Consider the following 18,961-nt stretch of genomic DNA (forward strand, 5'->3'; position numbering starts at 1 on the left):
CGCCAGTCGCTTCCGTATCGAGTCTGGAGAGCGCATTGCGACGTCTGATTCTGGTTGGCATGACGGTATGCGCGGCGCTGTCCGCGAGCGCCGCACCGGCTGAAACCGTGTTGCCCGCGACCACGTCGTGGATCGGCAACACGTTCGGCTATGGCGACGGCAGCTGGACGCAGATCGACATTCGCGCGATCGCGGTGACACCCGACGGCAAGGTGTATACGAACGCGCCGTGGGACGAGAGCGGCGCCGAGGCGAGCGTCTACCAGGACGGGAAGATGCTCGGTTTCGCCGGCGGCACGCACGGCTGGGGCAACCTCGGCGGCAACGCGGTCGCGGTGAACGGCAAGTATGCGTACGTCGCGATCGGCGTGGGCAACGAGCGCGGCCATCTGCAGTCGCCCGGCATCTGGCCGGACAAGGGCAAGCAGTGGTTCGGCATTTCGCGCCGCACGATCGGCGACATGAAGCAGCCGGCGCCGTTCCGCGCGGCGCCGCAGGTCGCGCCTGGCGGGCGTGCCGATGCCGGTCGCGCGCGGATGGCCGCCAGCTTCATGATGGTCAACGAGGTGCCGGCCCCGGCCCGGTCGGAAGTGGGCGAGGCGAAGGCGGAAGTCGGCGGCCTCGCGGCCGACGACAAGACGCTGTTCGCGACGAATCCGTCGCACGACGCGGTGGACGTGTACGACGCCGAGACGATGCAGAAGAAGGCCACGTGGAGTGCGCACGAGCCGGGCCGCATCGCGCTCGCCGGCGACGGCACGTTGTGGCTGCTCACCGATACGATCGGCGGGCCCGCGCATCTCGTGCACGTGCGCGCGGACGGCCGCAAGCTCGATGACGCGCCGCCGCTGCCGGAAGGTACCGATGCGGTGGACGTGGCGGTCGACGCAAAAGGGCGCGTGCTCGTCGCGGACAACGGGCCGCGCCAGCAGATCCTGATTTTCTCGAAAGGCGGCAAGGGCTATGCGCCGTCGGGCACGCTCGGCGAGCGCGGCGGAATCTTCGCGGGCCCGGTGCCTGGCCGTCCGGGGCCGCAGCGCTTCAACGGGCTGACGGGCGTGGGCGTCGATCGCGCCGGCAACATCTATGTGTCGATGAACGGGATCGGGCCGCGCCACGACACGATCGGCGCGGGGCTCGGCGCGGTGCTGGAAAGCTACACGCCGGACGGCAAGCTCCGCTGGCAGGTGCAGGGGCTGCTGTTCGTCGACGGCGCGTGGCTCGACCCCGCGCGGCCGAACAGCGTGTATACGGGCAACAAGCGCTTCGAGCTCGACCTGTCGAAGCCGCCGGGCCAGGACTGGAAATATGTCGGATTCCTGTCGAACCGCTTCAAGTATCCGGACGACCCCGTGTTCCACACGGACCAGTATCCGGGCATGCCGATGGCGCGGCGCGTCGACGGCCGCACGTTCCTGTACCTGACCGACATGTACGCCGATCACCTGAAGATCTACCGCTTCGATGCGAAGCGCGACGGCGAGGTGGCGATTCCGTCGGGCCTGATCGCGGGCCGCGCGCGGCCGGTCGACAAGGTGCCGAACAAGCCGCCGGGCGGCGACTGGATCTGGCGCGACGCGAACGGCAACGGCCGGCTCGACGACGACGAGTTCACGACCAACACGACGGGCAAGGCGAAGGCGGGCGGCTGGGGCTGGTGGGTCGACACGAAGGGCGACATCTGGCGCACGAGCGACGTGCGCGGCATACACCGCTTCAGTTACGGCGGCATCGACAAGGCCGGCAACCCGATCTACTCGTACGACAAGGTCACGACCTATCCGATGCCGCAGCCGTTCACGCAGCTGCGCCGCGCGATCTACGAGCCGCAGACGGACACGCTGTACGTGACGGGCTACACGGCCGACGCGCCGCCGCAGCCGGGCATCAACAAGGAAGTCGGCCGCGTGCTGGTGCGCTTCGACAAGTGGTCGACCGGCTCGCCGGTGGTGCGCTACACGGTCGCGCTGCCGTGGCAGCTCGACGCGAAGCCGATCCTCGACCTGATCGGCATCACGGTCGAGGGCCGCTACATCTTCACGGTGGAGCCGGTCGGCAAGATCCACGTGTACGACAAGGAAACCGGCAAGGAAGTCGGCGTGATGAGCCCGGGCGCGGAGGTCGGCAAGGCGTCGGGCTGGGTCGACGTGCCGTTCGGCATCAGCGCGTTCCGGCGCGAGAACGGCGAATACCTGGTGTTCGTCGAGGAAGACGCGCGCGGCAAGGTGCTGATGTATCGCTGGAAACCGTGACGGGCGGCGCGCCGTCGTCGTTGGCGTCACACAAGGCAGAAGCATGGACAAAGGCATACTCAAGAACGTTTCGATCAACTTCATCGGGCTGATCCTGCCGACCTTCGTGTCGCTGGTGACGGTGCCCGCGTATATCCACGCACTGGGCGTCGAACGCTACGGCGTCGTCAGCCTCGTGTGGACGCTGATCGGTTATTTCGGGATCCTCGATCTCGGGATGAGCATGGCCGCGCAGAACCACATCTCGAAGGCGCTCGCGAGCGGAAACGCGGACGAAAGCGCGCGGGTCTTCTGGAGCGCGTTCTGGCTGAACCTGGGCACCGGTATCGTTGGCGGCCTGCTGATCTATTTCGGCGCGTTCGTCTACACCGCGTATTTCACGAAGGTGTCGGCGGCGATGCAGCACGAGGTGTATCTCGCGTTGCCGTGGCTCGCGCTCGCGATTCCGCTCGCGAACGTGTCGTGGGTGTTCGCCGGCGCGATCAACGGTGCCGAACGGTTCGGCGTGTTCAACACGAACCAGACGATCGGCACGTTCCTGTTCCAGTTGCTGCCGCTCGGCGCCGCATGGTGGATCGCGCCGAACCTGCAGACGGTGCTGGCCGCGGCCGTCGTCGCGCGGCTGATCGCGGCGGTGATGCTCGGTCACGCAAGCATCAAGGTGCTCGGGATCCGGCGCATCGATCCGCCGCAGTGGGGCACCGCGAAAGGGCTGTTCAACTTCGGCGGCTGGATGCTGATCGCGAGCACGACGAGCATGATTGCCGACACGCTCGATCGCGTGATGCTCGGCGCCGGCATGGGCGCGAAGTTCGTCACCTATTACACGGTCCCGCAGAACCTCGTCACGCGGCTGAACATGCTGCCGAACGCGCTGGTGCGCACGCTGTTTCCGCGCCTGTCGGCGGTCGGCCGCGAGCATGCCGACACGCTCGCGCGCCAGTCGCTCGAATTCCTGAACGGCGTGTTCACGCCGGTCGGCATCATCGCGATCTTCGCGCTCGCGCCGTTCCTCACGTTGTGGGTCGGCGCCGATCTCGCCGCGCATTCGGCGCCCGTCGGGCGCGTGCTGGTGATCAGCGTATGGCTCGTCGGCCAGGCGAGCGTCACGCGGATCCTGATCCAGTCGCAGGTCAATCCGGCCCGGGCGGCGTTCGCCGGGCTCGTCGAGATGCCGTTCTTCGTCGGCGGCCTGTGGTTCGGCATTCATCACTTCGGGCTGATCGGCGCGGCGGTGGTCGTCGCGACCCGCGCGCTGGTCGATTACGGTGTGCTGCTTTACCTGTCGGCGATCCGGATGCGCGCGATCGTGCTCGACATGCTCGCGCATCTCGCCTTCCTGCTCGCGAGCCTGTTTCTCGCGCAAGCGTGGTCGGGGCTCGGTGAGTCGATCGGCCTCTGCGCGGTCGTGCTGGTGCTGAACCTTGCGTGGTCGTTCACGATGACGCCGGCTCTGCGCGCGCTGGTGCGCGACCTGTTCGTCCGTCTCAATGCGAGGAAAACCGTATGAATCGCGATCTGGCGGAACACGCCATCCTGAACCTCGCCACGGCCGGTGCCGCCGTGGCCGAAGCCGGCGACACCGCCGCGCTGCGCCGGGCCGAACCGGCCGCACAGGCGGGCGCACGCGATGCGTCGCGCCCGCTGCGCGTGGCGATCGTCCACGACTGGCTCGTCACGTACGCCGGCGCCGAGCGCGTGCTCGAACAGATCGTCGCGTGCTTTCCGGACGCGGACCTGTTCAGCCTCGTCGATTTTCTCGACGATCGCGCGTTCGTGCGCGGCAAGCGGGTGACGACCTCGTTCATCCAGAAACTGCCGTTCGCGCGCACCAAGTACCGCAGCTACCTGCCGCTCATGCCGCTCGCGATCGAGCAGCTCGACGTGTCGGACTACGATCTCGTGATCTCCAGCAGCCATGCGGTCGCGAAAGGCGTGCTGACCGGGCCGGACCAGATGCACATCAGCTACGTGCATTCGCCGATCCGCTACGCGTGGGACTTGCAGCACCAGTATCTGGAACAGTCGAACCTCACGCACGGGCCGAAGTCGCTGCTCGCGCGGATGATCCTGCATTACATCCGCAACTGGGACACGCGCACCGCGAATGCGGTGGACGGCTTCGTCGCGAACTCCGCGTTCATCGCGCGACGCATCCGCAAGGTGTATCACCGCGACGCGGCGGTGATCTTCCCGCCGGTCGACGTCGACGGCTTCTCGCTGAACGAGGCGAAGGACGATTTCTACCTGACCGCGTCGCGGATGGTCCCGTACAAGAAGATCGACCTGATCGTCGAAGCGTTCTCGCGCACGCCGGAGCGCAAGCTCGTGGTGATCGGCGACGGCCCCGAGATGCAGAAGATCCGCGCGAAGGCCGGCCCGAACGTCGAGATCATGGGCTATCAGCCGTTCGCGGTGTTGCACGACCGGATGCGACGCGCGAAGGCGTTCGTGTTCGCCGCCGAGGAGGATTTCGGGATCTCGGTGGTCGAGGCGCAGGCATGCGGCACCCCCGTGATCGCATACGGCAAGGGCGGTGCGCTCGAGACGGTGCTCGAACCGTGCTCGCACGCGAATCCGACCGGGCTGTTCTTCGACGAACAGACGCCGCACGCGATCGTCGCGGCGGTCGACGATTTCGAACGCGCGCCGCAGCGCTTCACGCCGCACGCGTGCCGCGCGAATGCGGAGCGCTTCTCCGCCGACACGTTCCGGCGGCGCTTTCTCGACTACGTGGAGGCGGCGCTGCCAGGCTCGACCGCGCAGCGCGGCACGGCCGTCGCGCCGATGCCGCCCGCGCGCGGCCCGGCGACGCTCGTGCTGGACCAGAGCGGTGTGCTCGGCGGCGCGGAGCTGTCTCTGCTGGAGATCATGAAGCACATGCGCGCGAACGCCGACGTGGTGCTGTTCGACGACGGCCCGTTCCGCGCGGCGCTCGACGAGATCGGCGCGCGCGTCGACGTGCTCGACCAGGGCGCGCTCGCCGGGGTACGCAAGCAGGGCGGCGTGTCGGCCGGCGCGTTGAAGCAGCTTTTCGCACTCGTGCGGGACGTCGCACGGCGCGCCCGCCGGGCCGAGGTGATCTACGCGAACACGCAGCGCGCGATGGTGGTCGCGGCGCTGGCCGGGCGGCTCGCGCGCAAGCCGGTGGTCTGGCACCTGCGCGACATCGTCAGCGGCGACCATTTCGGCAGCAAGCAGCTGATGGCGATCAAGTACTGCGCGCGGTTCGGCGTTACGCGCGTGATCGCGAACTCCGACGCGTCCGCGCAGGCATTCCGTGCGCTGACGGGCTTCACGCCGCAGCACGTCGACGTCGTGTTCAACGGCATTTCGGCCGAACCGTTCGACGCGCTGGACACGACCAGCCAGGCCGCGCTGCGCGCGCGCTTCGGGTTGCCGGAGCACGCATGGCTGGTCGGCTCGTTCAGCCGCCTCGCGCACTGGAAGGGGCAGCACCTGCTGCTGGAGGCCGCGGCTCGTCATCCCGAGATGCACGTGGTGCTGGTCGGCGCACCGCTGTTCGGCGAGGACGAATATGCGGCGCAGCTGCACGAGATCGTCGCGCGTCACGGGATGGACGATCGCGTGCACTTCCTCGGCTTCCAGCGCGACGTGGCCGCGTGCATGAAGGCGGTCGACGTGGTCGCGCATACGTCGATCACGCCGGAGCCGTTCGGGCGCGTGATCGTCGAGGGCATGCTCGCACGGCGGCCGGTGGTTGCGGCCCGCGCGGGCGGAGTCGTCGAGATCATCGAGGACGGCGAAAACGGGCTGCTGTGCGAGCCGGGCAATGCGGCCGCGCTGGCCGATGCGCTGGGCAGGCTGAGGCACGACGCCGCGCTGCGCGAGCGGCTCGTCGCGAGCGGGCGGGCGACCGCGGTGCGCCGGTTCGGCACCGAGACCTATGTGGAGCGGGTCGAGAAGATCCTCGCGGATACGGCGAAGGCCGCGAAGGCCAAGAAGCGGTAGGTGCGGTGCGGCGGCGCGAATCGACGCCATGCGCCGGGAAACGGGCCCTCATGCGGCGGTGTGCTGCATGAGGGTTCCGCTTTTTGGGCGGGCGGGAGCCTGATACGCGTCAGGCGCGGGTTGCCGGAGGCGAGCTGGTGATGCGTTCGCGCACGGGGCCTTGGGGGAACCCTCGCCGTCTGGATCGGCATTGCTTCACGGAACGCCGTGAGGCCATGCAGTGAGGCCGGCGAGGGGGCGGGCGATGCGACGGTAGTGCAGCCGCCCGGGCGGCGTGTGACGCCGTATGTGCACTTCGGTGCGTCATACCAGCCGCACCTGGCGCGCAAATGCATCCCCCGCGCGCGTCACGCCCATGAAAATGCCCCCGCACGACTTGAGGCCGCGCGGGGGCAGGGAGCGCCGGTAATGGCGCGCTCAGACAGCCCGTTCGGGTGCCGGTGCCACGACGCGGGCCGCGCGCGTCGGCTTCAGGCTGGCCGACCACATCATCGCGGGGCGTTCGAACAGCCGGTAGAACACGTAGGCGACCGGAATCGCGGCGGCCATGAACGCGATCGACGGCCAGATCGACAGTTGCAGTTCGGAGTGGAACAGCACCGAGCCGAGGCAGACGAACAGCGGCAGATGGATCAGGTACAGCGAGTAGCTGAAGTCGCCGAACCAGCCGAGCACGCGCAAGAGCGGCGTCGGGCGCGGCGGGCAGGCGAGCGCGCGGTACAGGAAGCACGCGAAGCCGGCAGCCCACAGCTGGAACGCGCCGTACTGGCCGAAATGGAACGCGCCGCAGCCCGCGGCCAGCAGCGCGGCGGCCGCGAGATACCAGGCGCGCGACGGCACGGCGGCCGTGCCGCGCGCCGGCTGCGCGCGCAGGTCGGCGATCCACGCGCCGACCGTCCAGGACAGCCAGTAGGACGTGAAGAACTGCAGGTCGTGCCGTTCGAGCAGCCACGCCGACGCGACGTTGACGAGCGCGACGGCCGCCACGATGGCCGGCATGCCGATCCTGCGGCGCAGCGCGAACAGCAGCGGGTAGATCGCATAGAACTGCACTTCGAGCGACAGCGTCCAGAGCGCGCCGTTCGACCCGTACGTGTAGCCGGCGACGCCCTGCAGCGAGAACAGGTTCACGAGGAACGCGGTGAGGCCCACGTCGCGGATCTTGTGGCTGACCGGCGCGATCTGCAGGCTGACCGCGTCCATCGCGAGCGTGAACAGCAGCGCGGCGAGCAGCACCGGGTAGATGCGCGCGAAGCGGCGCGCCCAGAAGTTCGGCGCGTCGAGCCGGTACGCCGGGTTGGCCGCGAGCTTGAGCGCCGCGTTGCGGTGGATGCAGTAGCCGCTGATCACGAAGAAGATCGGCACGCCGGCGGAGCCCCACGCGAACGGGAAGGTCAGGTAGCCGGCGATCACGCTCGGGTTCAGCGCATGACCGTAAGCGTGATGGAAGCTCTGCATGCCGACCCAGACGACCTGGCGGCAGTGGAAATAGGCGACGAGCAGCGCCGCGAACCCGCGCATCGCGTCGATCACGTGTTCCTTGTGGTCGGCGACGGGTGGCGCGGTCAAAGACGATCCGCTGAAAGCTTGCATGCGATTCGATTCCTTGCGACGGATGAAGGGGATGGTCCAATCGTAATGCGCAAGAATTCGATCGAATGAATAAAAAAATCTCGCCGGGAAATAATGATGTTTCAGATGGTGGTTTTATTCCGGTCTGAAAGCGGTTCCGTCGCCGCCACAATTATTTGCCGATTTTTTTCTGATAGTTTGAAGCTCCAGTTGATTGATGCAAGGAGCGGCAAGATGGACATGCATTGGATCGCGAGCGCGGCAGTACTGCTGGTCATGGCCGTGCTGTCGGCGTACCGCGAGGCGCTGAAGAACGAGCCGATTCGCCCGGGCCTCGAGCGGGGCGGCGTCCCGTATATCGAGGAATTCGAATCGTAAGAATTTGTATCCGGAAAATCGGTAATTTGTTTATGTTTCGGCGCTGGGTTCGGCAATATCGACCGGGTGCGCGGATTATCCATTTTCCGGAAACATGGGCAATAGGTCCATATCGAAAATGAGCGGAGTGGAATTGGCCGTGCCTGCGGTTCTCGATATGCCGTTCGAAAAACAATCGCGCCGGGTCGTCCAGTGACGCGGCGCAGTCAACGCAACCAGGATGCGAACATGTTGAAAGTCACCAAGGCCGTGTTCCCCGTCGCCGGTCTCGGCACGCGGTTCCTCCCGGCAACGAAGGCGAGCCCGAAGGAGATGCTGCCCGTCGTCGACAAGCCGCTGATCCAGTACGCGGTCGAGGAAGCGATCAACGCCGGTATCACCGAGATGATCTTCGTGACCGGGCGCAGCAAGCGCGCGATCGAGGATCACTTCGACAAGTCGTACGAGATCGAGGCCGAACTCGAGGCGCGCGGCAAGGAAAAGCTGCTCGAACTCGTGCGCGGCATCAAGCCGAGCAATGTGAACTGCTTCTACGTGCGCCAGCCGGAAGCGCTCGGTCTCGGCCACGCGGTGCTGTGCGCGGAAAAGCTCGTGCACGGCGAGCCGTTCGCGGTGATTCTCGCCGACGACCTGCTGCACGGCGAACAGCCGGTGCTCAAGCAGCTCGTCGACGTGTTCGACCACTATCACAGCTCGGTGATCGGGGTCGAGACGATCCCGCGCGAGGACAGCCGCTCGTACGGTGTCGTCGAAGGCCGCGAGTGGGAAGAGGACATCATCAAGCTGTCGGGCATCATCGAGAAGCCGGCGCCGGAAGACGCGCCGTCGAACCTCGGCGTGGTCGGCCGCTACGTGTTCATGCCGACGATCTTCGATCACCTGCGCAAGCTCAAGCCGGGCGCCGGCGGCGAGTTGCAGCTGACCGACGCGGTCCAGACGCTGCTCGCGAACGAACAGGTGCTCGCGTATCGCTACTACGGCACGCGTTTCGATTGCGGCAGCAAGATCGGCTACCTCAAGGCGACCGTCGAACTCGCGCTCCAGCATCCGGAAGTGAGCCGCGAATTCGAGGCGTACCTGCGTACCTGTCTGCCCGCGCTGGCTGCTGTCGCATAAGCAGTCGCGCTGCTCCGTTGTTTCAGGTGGTGGTTGTTCCGTTGGCCCCGGCTGCCTCGTGCGTCGGGGCTTTTTTGCGTGTGGACGAAGCGCGGGCGTGCGGCGGTGGGTGAGCGGCGATACTGATTTCGGGCGCATTCCAGCGGGTGCGTGCGCGACGATTCTGGTATGCCGCCAGACGGCGACGTCGGCTCGAGCGCGTTGCACGGTGCGCCGGATGCGGGACATCGCGGTGATGAAACCGGTGCCGAAGCGCCGGTCGCTTGCGGCCTGATGAGCGACGGTTGCTTACCGGCTGCGTCGCGTCCGTGCCGGTATCACGCTCAGCGCGGCGACGTGCTCGGCCGCGCGACGAAGTACCGGTCCAGCATCGCGGCGATCGGCTTCTTGAAGTCGAGCAGGCGCTTTTCCAGATAGCGCCACGACAGATGGGCAAGCAGCACGGCGAGCGCGAACTGCAGCAGTTCGGGCAGCACGTCCCGGACGATTGCGGGCATCGGCACGTGCGCGAACAGCGCGGGCATCTCCCCGAAACGTGCCGGAATCAGGTTGTGGAACAGATAGAAGCCGTAGCTGATCGTGCCGAGATAGACGAGCGGTGCCCAGTCGAGCAGTGCCACGGCCGGATGGTCGGGTTCGGTGACGATCCACAGCATCAGCGCGCCGAGTGACGCGGACAGGCCGAGATCCGCGAGCCCCGTGACGACGTCCGGCAGCATCGTGAACGCGGGCAGTGCGAGGAAGAACACGACGCCGGCGGCGCCTAGCCAGCCGGGCGGAATGCGGCGGACGACGTCCTGGCCGCGATCGGCGAGCGCCATCGCACCGACGCCACCCAGCGCGATCAGCGCGAAATTCCACGGGGAAAACGCGTAGATCAGCACCGGCGATGCGTCGACCGCGTAGAGCGCGAGATGCGCGAACGCGCAGAGCGCGACGGCCGCGACGCCGAGCACGACGTGGCGTGCGGCCGGCACCGCGAGCAGCGTGAGCGGCGCAATCAGATAGAACTGCTGCTCAACCGCGAGGCTCCAGAAGTGCGACGTGGAGCCCGGCCAGCCGTCCTTGACGGCACCGATCCAGTAATTCGACAGGAACGTGGCGTGCCACGCGAGCCCGAGATCGACGCCGCGCTGGTAGAACAGCGCGTGCGCGATCGCGAGCGCGGCGAGCAGCAGGTAGTAGACGGGAAAGATCCGCAGCGCGCGCTTCGCGAGAAACAGCGCCAGCGCATGGCGGCGCGTCATCGCGCCGCACTCGATCGCCTGACGATTGCGATGCAGTTCGCCGACGATCAGGAATCCGCTGATGAAGAAGAACGTCCACACACCGAGCTTGCCCACGTCGACAGCGAGGACGTGGCCCTTGTGGGACAGGAAAACGAGGATGACGGCGATGGCTCGCAGGCCGTCGAGTCCTTTGACGTATCTGACTTCGCGCATGAAGGCATCCGGGGCACTGAGCGAAGTCAGTATAGGTGCGCAAATATCGAACGTAATTCGCGATCGGACGCGTTTGGACGTATACGTGAAGGCGTTTTTCGATGCCAGGGTCTGTTTGCGCATGCGCGTTCCAGGCGTAAACAGACCCTGGCGTGCCGTCGAAGTCGGTCGCGCGCAACAAAACCTGCGGGAAACCCCGCGAAAACGCATAAAAGTACTCCACGAAGCGTCAAGGCGCTTGTAGAATCCGGCGTTGAAGCGCGCGCGTTGCACGCTTCGTGTATCCAACGACCACACCTGGTAGGAGAAACATGGCGACTTCCGCAAAAAAGGTGGCCAAGAAGGCTGCCGCACCGGCCACCAAGAAAGTGGCTGCCAAAAAGGCTGCGCCCGCGAAGAAAGTAGTGGCCAAGAAGGCTGTCGCGAAGGCAGCACCGGCTGCTCCGACGCCGCTGAAGGACAAGTTCACGAAGGCATCGCTCGCAACGCACATCGCTGAGCGCGCAGCTGTCGAAGTGAAGGCGGTCAAGGCAGTGCTCGTCGCACTCGAGAACGTCGTGCTGGGCTCGGTTCACAAGAAGGGCGCAGGCGAGTTCACGCTGCCGGGTCTGCTGAAGATCACGGCGCAAGTCGTGCCGGCGAAGAAGAAGCGCTTCGGCAAGGATCCGTTCACGGGCGAAGAGCGCTGGTTCCCGGCAAAGCCGGCCAGCGTGCGCGTGAAGGCACGTGCGCTGAAGAAGCTGAAGGACGCGGCTGCGTAATGCCGCGTAACGGTCGCCGAATGCGGCGGCCGTTGCGATGTCCGACGGTCCCCGTACGCGAAAGCGTGCGGGGATTTTTATTGCGCCGCGCAAATCGCGCCGCCGCGTCGGCATCGCATGGCGCGGATACGGCATGACGTGATGCGCATCCGGTGTTGCGGGCCGCTTGCACGGATGGCCGGATCGTCGTGTTCGTGCCGGCGCGCGGCCGTGCATCGCCACGCGTTGTGCGTGTGTCGCGCGGGTATCGTCGAGCCGGCGTGCGTCGATCACGATCTGGCGATTCTGTTGACCAAGGTGCGGCAGCACGACGTTGCGCTGCGCGGGTCGCGCGCGGCCGCATGGTTCGACGCGGTGCCCGCAAGCGACTTCACGGTTGCGCAGTGGGATGCCGAGCCGGACTAGTGCGGCGACGAATGCAACGTCGTGCTCGCGATCGCACGCATCTGGTACAGCGCCGCAACCGGCGGGATCGCGTCGAAGGATGTCGCCGCGACGTGAGCGCCGGCGCGCCTGCCCGACACGTACCGGCCCGTCCTGTCGGCCGCGCGCACCGTCTATCTGCGCGGCGGCGGTGAGGGTGCCGACACGCTGTTGTCGGGCGAACCGGTCGCCGCATTCGTGCGTTCCGTGCGACGGATCGTCGAAGCCATGTTGTCGGCGTAGCAGCGCGCGAACGGCCGCAGCCCGCGATTGCATCGCGGTGCGAGGCAACCGCGTCGACGACCGCGATCATGCGCGTATCGCACGCGCTCCACAGGCGTGCCGATGCCCGCGCGAAGGAGGCCGCAGCGCCCGTGCTTCGTCAGCCCGCCGTGCCGGCGTAGGCGGCCTTCAGCGTGGCGACGTCGAACTTCGTCATCTGCATCATGGCCGCGGCCACGCGCGCCGCCTTGGCCTCGTCGCGGTCGGCCATCATCGGGATCAGCGCGTCGGGCACGATCTGCCATGAGACGCCGAAGCGGTCACGCAGCCAGCCGCAGCCGTCGGCCGTGCCGCCGTTGTCGAGCAGCGCGTTCCAGTAGCGGTCGAGTTCCGTCTGGTCGGCGCAACTGACCATCAGCGAGATCGCGTGGTTGAACGTCTCGGTGCGCGGGTGGCTCATCGCGATGAACGGCTGGCCGAACAGCTCGAATTCGACCATCCGGGTGCCGCTGGTGCCGGCTACCGCCGTGACGCGCACGACGCGCGAGTTCGGGAAAATGCCGGCGTAGAAGGCCGCGGCTTCTTCGGCTTCCGTCGCGTACCAGAGGAACGGCGTGATCTTCTGAATCGTCATGGAGCGTCTCCTGTCGGATGTCGATGAGGGACGGCGCAATCTGCGTGCCGCCATCGATACGACGGGCGAAGGCCGTCGAAATCGACACGTCGAAGCATAGTGCTTCGCGTCACGGCATCGAAATCGGCTGGGCACGGACAAGCATCCGTTGCGATGCCGGATCCCGTTGTCACGCGTCAAGAGGGATATGGGATGGTCCGCGTGGTGACGCGCGCCTGACCGGCCGTATGCAGCCGTCGGACAGCGAGGGGTGTCCGGATGCCTCCGGACAGGCTTCCAGCGCGCGACAGGCGGCTCAGGAACCGCTCCCGGCCGGTTGCCGTACCCAGAGTGCCGACCGCGGCCATCGCCCGCCACGGCGCCGCCGGCAACGGACGAAAAAAAACCAGCCATGGCCGAAGCCGGTGACTGGTTTTGCAGTTCGGCGGCATGGCGTCGGAGACGCCATGCACACCGGAAACGTACTTCTTAGAACTTGTGGCGAATGCCGACCGCGACCAGCTCGGCCGAGCTCTTGCCGGCGAAGCCGTACGAAGCGATCGACGCTTGCGCGCTCTGCTGCACGCCGTCGACGAGCTGCGTACCGCTCGCGTGCTGGTATGCGCCAACCAGGTAGACGTCCGTGCGCTTCGACAGCGAGTAGTCTGCGCCAACGCCGACTTGGTGGTACTTCGCCGACGTGTCGCCGCTCGCCTTCGTGTACGAGTAGCCGAGGCCCAGCAGCAGCGGCGGCGTGACCTGGTACGTCACGAACGCGCGGCCCGTGTTGTACTTTTCGGTCGAACCGAAGCCCGAGAATGCGTCCGGCTTGTACTGTGCGTTGCTGTAGCCGAGGCCGAACGTCACCGGGCCGAGAGCATACTGGCCTGCGACTTGCGCGATGGCGATCGACTTGGCCGTTGCGTAACCCGAGTTGATCGGGCCGTCGAAGATCGCGTCGGACGTCGTCGAACCCCAGCCTGCGCGGCCGACAGCCGTCGTCGGCGACGGGTTGGCTGCGTAGAAGTAGCCTGCTGCAACGCCGACCGGGCCGTTGTTGTATGCAGCTGCGACCGACCACGTCTGGCCCGAACCCGTCTTGCCTGCAACGCCGCCGAGGGCGTACATGCCTTCGACCTGGAAGCCTGCCCAGACCGGCGACGTGTACTTGATTGCGTTGCTGACGCGCAGCGAGTTGTCGTTGTTGTCGACGTCGCCCGGCGTTGCCATCACGCTGCCGAAGTAGTTGTCAGCCGTGACTGCCTGGACCAGGTCGACCAGCGGGTCGTACTGGCGGCCGAGCGTCAGCGTGCCGTACTGGCTGCTTTCGAGGCCGACGTATGCCTGACGACCGAACATGCGACCGCCCTGGTTCAGGTGGCCGGTGCCCGGATCAAAACCGTTTTCCAACTGGAAGATCGCCTTCAGGCCACCGCCGAGGTCTTCAGCGCCTTTCAGGCCCCAACGGCTGCCTTGCAGGTTGCCCGACAGCATTTGCCACGAGTTGTTGGCTTCGCCGTTGTTGCCGTGAACCCATGCGATCGACGTATCGATCACGCCGTACAGCGTGACGCTCGATTGAGCGTGAGCAGCGCCGGCGGCGCCCAGCAGGGCGAGCGAGAGGGTCGAGAGTGCGAGTTTCTTCATCGTTGAGTATCTCCACGCAAATGAATCGTCATTCGTTATTTGTTGCGGATTGGAGAATAGCTCAGTGCCATACATGCAAGAAAGCTTAAAAAATAAAGTGTCTCGAAAAGGTAACAGCGGGAAAAAGTCCATATATATCAAGCACATCAAGGACTGTTCCTCTTTTTGAAATAGTTGACAATTGCTGCGCTGCGATTGTTGCAGCGGGTGATGCGCCCGGCAGGAGAAGGGCAAGTTTCGCGGGTTCGCGCACGGAAATCGAGGCATGCAAACGTTTGCCTTCGCAGCGCGCATCGCCTGCCTATGTAATGAGCGCATCAACGTGCAGGAATGCGCGGCGGGGCCGGGTGGTTGCGCAAAGGGCGGCGGTCGCGTAGGGCGGCGACACGATGCGCGCGGTGCGCGGGAAGCAATACGTGGGGATTCAGTCGCCGCTTGCGCGATCCGTCTGTGCGGACACGGCCGCATCGCTGCCGCCGCGCCGATGCGCATCGCCGCGCGCGGCCGCGAATTCCGCGCCGAGCAGCAGCACGGCCGCGGAGAAGTACAGCCACATCAGCAGGACCGCGAACGATCCGGCCGCGCCGAATGCGCTTGCCGTGCCCGCACGCGCGAGATACAGCGCGAACAGCTTCTTGCCGCCCGAGAACAGGATCGCGGACACGATCCCGCCGGTCATCGCGTCGCGCCATGCGACGCGCGCATCGGGCAGGAACTTCATCAGCGCGGCGAACGCGCCCGCGAGCACCGCGATGCCGACGAAGAACTGCAGCAGGTTGGTGATCGCGACGTACGGCGAATCGCCGAGCAGCCAGGTGCCGATGAACGTGATCGCGGTGTCGAGCACCAGCGACACGATCAGCAGGAACGCGACGCCGAGCACGAGCCCGAACGAAACCAGCCGCACGCGCACGAGCCCGAGCATGCTCGACCAGCGGCTTTCCGTGCTCGGCCAGATCACGCTCAGCGCGGTGTTCAGCGACGCGAACGTCGCCGACGCGCCGATCGCGAGCGCGGCGAACGAGATCAGCGTCGCGATTCCGCCGCGCTGGCCCGCGCGATGGGCGTTCTGCACGATCGTCTGGATGCTGGCCGCCGCGTCGTCGCCGATCAACTGATGCGCCTGCTCGAATACCTGGCCGCGTGCGGCGTCGTCGCCGTAGAACCAGCCGGCCACGGCGATCACCATCACGAGCGTCGGCGCGAGCGAAAACGCGGAGAAGAACGCGATGCTCGCGGCCATCGCCGAGCAGCGGTCGGACGAGAAGCGCTTGAACGCGTTGAGTGCCCAGTTGGCCTGTTGTTGTGCGAGACGGGTGGCTTCGGACGTAATCTGTCGTTTCATGACGGTTCGGTTGGGCGTTTGACGCAAGGACATCGGCGGGATCAGACACATCGGTATTGATCCGAGGATTCGATCATAGTTGCCTGAACTGTCTATAATTCCTTTCAGTTTCACCCCACCCCACAAAAACGCCGAGACCATCATGCTACAAATGTCCAGGCGCCAGTTCCTGAAGGTGACGGCCACGTCGCTTGCCGGATCGAGTCTTGCCCTGATGGGCTTTTCTCCGACGGAAGCGCTCGCCGAGGTCCGACAGTACAAGCTGGCGCGCACAGTCGAAACGCGCAACACCTGCCCGTATTGCTCGGTGGGTTGCGGCATCCTGATGTACAGCCTCGGTGACGGCGCGAAGAACGCACAGCCGAGCATCATCCATATCGAAGGCGATCCCGACCATCCCGTCAATCGCGGCACGCTGTGCCCGAAGGGCGCGAGCCTGATCGACTTCATCCACAGCCCGAGCCGCCTGACGCATCCCGAATACCGGGCGCCCGGCTCGGACAAGTGGGAACCGATCTCGTGGAACGACGCGCTCGACCGGATCGCGAAGCTGATGAAGGCCGACCGCGACGCGAACTTCGTCGAGACGACCGAAGACGGCGCGAAGGTCAACCGCTGGCTGACGACCGGCATGCTGGCCGCGTCGGCGGGCAGCAACGAAGTCGGCTACCTGACCCACAAGACCATCCGCAGTCTGGGGATGCTCGCATTCGACAATCAGGCGCGTGTCTGACATGGCCCGACGGTGGCAGGTCTTGCCCCGACGTTTGGCCGTGGAGCGATGACGAACCATTGGGTCGACATCAAGAACGCGGACGTGATTCTCGTGATGGGCGGCAATGCAGCCGAGGCCCATCCGTGCGGTTTCAAGTGGGTAACGGAGGCGAAGGCGCACCGCAAGGCGCGGCTGATCGTCGTCGACCCGCGCTTCACGCGTACGGCCTCGGTGGCCGACTACTACGCGCCGATCCGCACCGGCACCGACATCGTCTTCCTGGGCGGTGTGATCAACTATCTGCTGACGAACGACAAGATCCAGCATGAGTACGTGAAGAACTACACGGACTTCTCGTTCATCGTGCGCGAGGATTTCGCGTTCAACGACGGCATCTATTCCGGCTACGACGCGGAGAAACACGCGTACCCGGACAAATCGACCTGGGACTACGAACGCGGCGACGACGGCTTCGTGAAGGTCGACCCGACGCTGCAGCATCCGCGCTGCGTGTACAACCTGTTGAAGCAGCACTACGCGCGCTATACGCCGGACATGGTTCAGCAGACGTGCGGCACGCCGAAGGAGAAATTCCTGAAGGTGTGCGAAATGCTCGCGACGACGGCCGTTCCCGGCCGCGCCGGCACGGTGCTGTACGCGCTCGGCTGGACCCACCATTCGATCGGCGCGCAGATCATCCGCACCGGCGCGATGGTGCAGCTGCTGCTCGGCAACATCGGCATCGCCGGCGGCGGCATGAACGCGCTGCGCGGCCACTCGAACATCCAGGGGTTGACCGACCTCGGGCTGATGTCGAACCTGCTGCCGGGCTACATGACGCTGCCGATGCAGGCCGAGCAGGATTTCGACGGCTACATCAAGAAGCGCGTGCAACTGCCGTTGCGGCCGAACCAGCTCAGCTACTGGAAGAACTACAAGGCTTTCCACGTCAGCTTCATGAAGTCGTGGTGGGGCGATGCGGCGACTGCCGAGAACAACTGGGCCTACGACTACCTGCCGAAGCTGGACAAGCAGTACGACCTGCTGCAGGCGATCGAGCTGATGAATGCCGGCAAGATGAACGGCTACATCTGCCAGGGCTTCAACCCGCTCGCGGCGGCGCCGTCGAAGGTGAAGACGGCAGCAGGCCTCGCGAAGCTGAAATGGCTCGTGATCATGGATCCGCTCGCGACCGAGACCTCCGAGTTCTGGAAGCATCACGGCGACTACAACGACGTCGATGCGTCGAAGATCCAGACCGAGGTGTTCCGTCTGCCGACCACGTGCTTCGCGGAGGAAAACGGCTCGCTCGTCAGTTCGAGCCGCGTGCTGCAATGGCACTGGAAGGGCGCGGAGCCGCCGGGCGAGGCGAGGAGCGACCTCGAGATCATGGCGGGGCTGTTCCTGCGCATGCGCAAGATGTACCAGACGGACGGCGGCAAGTATCCGGACCCGATCGTGAACCTGACCTGGCCGTATGCGAACCCGGAAAGCCCGACGCCCGAAGAGCTCGCGATGGAGTTCAACGGGAAGGCGCTCGCCGATCTGCCCGACCCGAAGGATCCGACCAAGACGCTCGTGAAGAAGGGCGAGCAGCTCGCCGCGTTCGCGCAGCTGAAGGACGACGGCACGACCGCGAGCGGCTGCTGGATCTTCTGCGGTGCCTGGACGCAGGCCGGCAACCAGATGGGGCGGCGCGACAACTCGGACCCGACCGGCATCGGCCAGACGCTGAACTGGGCGTGGGCGTGGCCGGCCAACCGGCGGATCCTGTACAACCGCGCGTCGTGCGACGTCGCCGGCAAGCCGTTCGACCCGACCCGCAAGCTGATCGGCTGGAACGGCAGTGCGTGGAAGGGTGCCGACGTGCCGGACTTCAAGGCGGACGAGCCGCCCGAAAACGGGATGGGTCCGTTCATCATGAACCCGGAAGGCGTCGCGCGCTTCTTCGCCCGCGCGGGGATGAACGAAGGTCCTTTCCCCGAGCACTACGAGCCGTTCGAGACGCCGCTCGCGGCGAATCCGCTGCACCCTGACAACCCGCAGGCGCTGAACAACCCGGCTGCCCGCGTGTTCCCGGACGACCGCGCGTCGTTCGGCAAGGTGTCGGAGTTCCCGCACGTCGCGACGACTTACCGGCTGACCGAGCATTTCCACTACTGGACCAAGCATGCGCGGCTGAATGCGATCATCCAGCCCGAGCAATTCGTCGAGATCGGCGAAGATCTCGCGAAGGAAGTCGGTGTCGCGCACGGCGATCGCGTGAAGGTGTCGTCCAAGCGCGGCTACATCGTCGCGGTCGCGCTCGTCACGAAGCGGATCAAGCCGCTGACGATCGAGGGCAAGAAGGTCCAGACGGTCGGCATCCCGTTGCACTGGGGCTTCAAGGGGCTGACGAAGCCTGGCTATCTCGCCAATACCCTGACTCCGTCCGTAGGCGACGGCAACTCGTACACACCGGAATTCAAGTCGTTCCTGGTGAAGGTCGAAAAGGCGTAAGGGG

At 65.9% G+C, this 18,961-nt stretch carries 13 protein-coding genes and 1 pseudogene; 9 read left to right on the top strand and 5 right to left on the bottom strand.

What is annotated here, in order from left to right; genetic code table 11:
* Nucleotides 1-59 precede the first annotated feature (59 nt).
* The 3 genes from DIE08_RS28105 to DIE08_RS28115 are packed head-to-tail and all read left to right on the top strand — an operon-like array spanning nucleotide 60 to nucleotide 6,224.
* A complete protein-coding gene (locus DIE08_RS28105; RefSeq protein ID WP_185715907.1) occupies nucleotides 60-2,252 on the top strand; it encodes a hypothetical protein in 2,193 nt (730 codons plus the stop codon).
* 43 nt (nucleotides 2,253-2,295) lie between these two features.
* Nucleotides 2,296-3,762, top strand: a complete 1,467-nt coding sequence (locus DIE08_RS28110; RefSeq protein ID WP_124628472.1) for a flippase — start codon at nucleotides 2,296-2,298, stop codon at nucleotides 3,760-3,762.
* Nucleotides 3,759-6,224: a glycosyltransferase family 4 protein gene (locus DIE08_RS28115; protein WP_170296471.1), complete on the top strand. Its 2,466-nt coding sequence runs from the start codon at nucleotides 3,759-3,761 to the stop codon at nucleotides 6,222-6,224. Before DIE08_RS28110 ends, DIE08_RS28115 begins: the two co-directional genes overlap by 4 nt.
* 417 nt (nucleotides 6,225-6,641) lie before the next feature.
* Here the strand turns inward: DIE08_RS28115 and DIE08_RS28120 are convergent, their stop codons facing one another.
* Nucleotides 6,642-7,817, bottom strand: coding sequence for an acyltransferase (locus DIE08_RS28120; RefSeq protein WP_124628468.1), 1,176 nt, complete (start codon nucleotides 7,815-7,817; stop codon nucleotides 6,642-6,644).
* Between the two features lie 213 nt (nucleotides 7,818-8,030).
* Between DIE08_RS28120 and DIE08_RS35770 the strand changes: the two genes are divergently transcribed.
* Both DIE08_RS35770 and galU read left to right on the top strand, forming a co-directional pair.
* Nucleotides 8,031-8,174, top strand: coding sequence for a hypothetical protein (locus DIE08_RS35770; protein WP_006479318.1), 144 nt, complete (start codon nucleotides 8,031-8,033; stop codon nucleotides 8,172-8,174).
* 228 nt (nucleotides 8,175-8,402) lie between these two features.
* Complete coding sequence (galU, locus tag DIE08_RS28125) at nucleotides 8,403-9,290, top strand: UTP--glucose-1-phosphate uridylyltransferase GalU (protein WP_047901323.1); 888 nt, start codon at nucleotides 8,403-8,405, stop codon at nucleotides 9,288-9,290.
* Nucleotides 9,291-9,613: 323 nt separating this feature from the next.
* Here galU and DIE08_RS28130 read toward each other — a convergent pair whose 3' ends face one another.
* Nucleotides 9,614-10,732 (bottom strand): acyltransferase, encoded by a 1,119-nt coding sequence (locus tag DIE08_RS28130; RefSeq protein WP_124904813.1) that lies wholly within the window; start codon nucleotides 10,730-10,732, stop codon nucleotides 9,614-9,616.
* Between the two features lie 311 nt (nucleotides 10,733-11,043).
* Here DIE08_RS28130 and DIE08_RS28140 point away from each other — a divergent pair, with 311 nt between their 5' ends.
* From DIE08_RS28140 to DIE08_RS36325, 3 genes and pseudogenes are all read left to right on the top strand, one after another.
* Nucleotides 11,044-11,493, top strand: a complete 450-nt coding sequence (locus DIE08_RS28140; RefSeq protein WP_011548077.1) for an HU family DNA-binding protein — start codon at nucleotides 11,044-11,046, stop codon at nucleotides 11,491-11,493.
* 174 nt (nucleotides 11,494-11,667) lie between these two features.
* Nucleotides 11,668-11,898, top strand: a complete 231-nt coding sequence (locus tag DIE08_RS36320; protein ID WP_260436574.1) for a hypothetical protein — start codon at nucleotides 11,668-11,670, stop codon at nucleotides 11,896-11,898.
* A gap of 15 nt (nucleotides 11,899-11,913) precedes the next feature.
* A pseudogene (locus DIE08_RS36325) lies at nucleotides 11,914-11,994 on the top strand (aminoglycoside adenylyltransferase domain-containing protein); the annotation flags it as partial.
* Between the two features lie 304 nt (nucleotides 11,995-12,298).
* On the opposite strand, the gene DIE08_RS28150 reads toward DIE08_RS36325, so the two are convergent.
* From DIE08_RS28150 to DIE08_RS28160, 3 genes are all read right to left on the bottom strand, one after another.
* Nucleotides 12,299-12,772: a VOC family protein gene (locus DIE08_RS28150; protein WP_124904815.1), complete on the bottom strand. Its 474-nt coding sequence runs from the start codon at nucleotides 12,770-12,772 to the stop codon at nucleotides 12,299-12,301.
* A gap of 468 nt (nucleotides 12,773-13,240) precedes the next feature.
* Nucleotides 13,241-14,398: a porin gene (locus tag DIE08_RS28155; RefSeq protein ID WP_124904817.1), complete on the bottom strand. Its 1,158-nt coding sequence runs from the start codon at nucleotides 14,396-14,398 to the stop codon at nucleotides 13,241-13,243.
* Between the two features lie 424 nt (nucleotides 14,399-14,822).
* Nucleotides 14,823-15,743: a YihY/virulence factor BrkB family protein gene (locus DIE08_RS28160; protein ID WP_124628458.1), complete on the bottom strand. Its 921-nt coding sequence runs from the start codon at nucleotides 15,741-15,743 to the stop codon at nucleotides 14,823-14,825.
* 142 nt (nucleotides 15,744-15,885) lie between these two features.
* On the opposite strand from DIE08_RS28160, the gene fdnG reads away from it, so the two are divergent.
* Entirely contained in the window at nucleotides 15,886-18,957 is a 3,072-nt protein-coding gene (gene fdnG / locus DIE08_RS28170; RefSeq protein ID WP_148096086.1) for a formate dehydrogenase-N subunit alpha, read from the top strand.
* Nucleotides 18,958-18,961: the final 4 nt, after the last annotated feature.

The sequence above is a fragment of the Burkholderia sp. Bp9004 genome (assembly GCF_003858025.1).
Classification (GTDB): Bacteria; Pseudomonadota; Gammaproteobacteria; order Burkholderiales; family Burkholderiaceae; genus Burkholderia; species Burkholderia diffusa.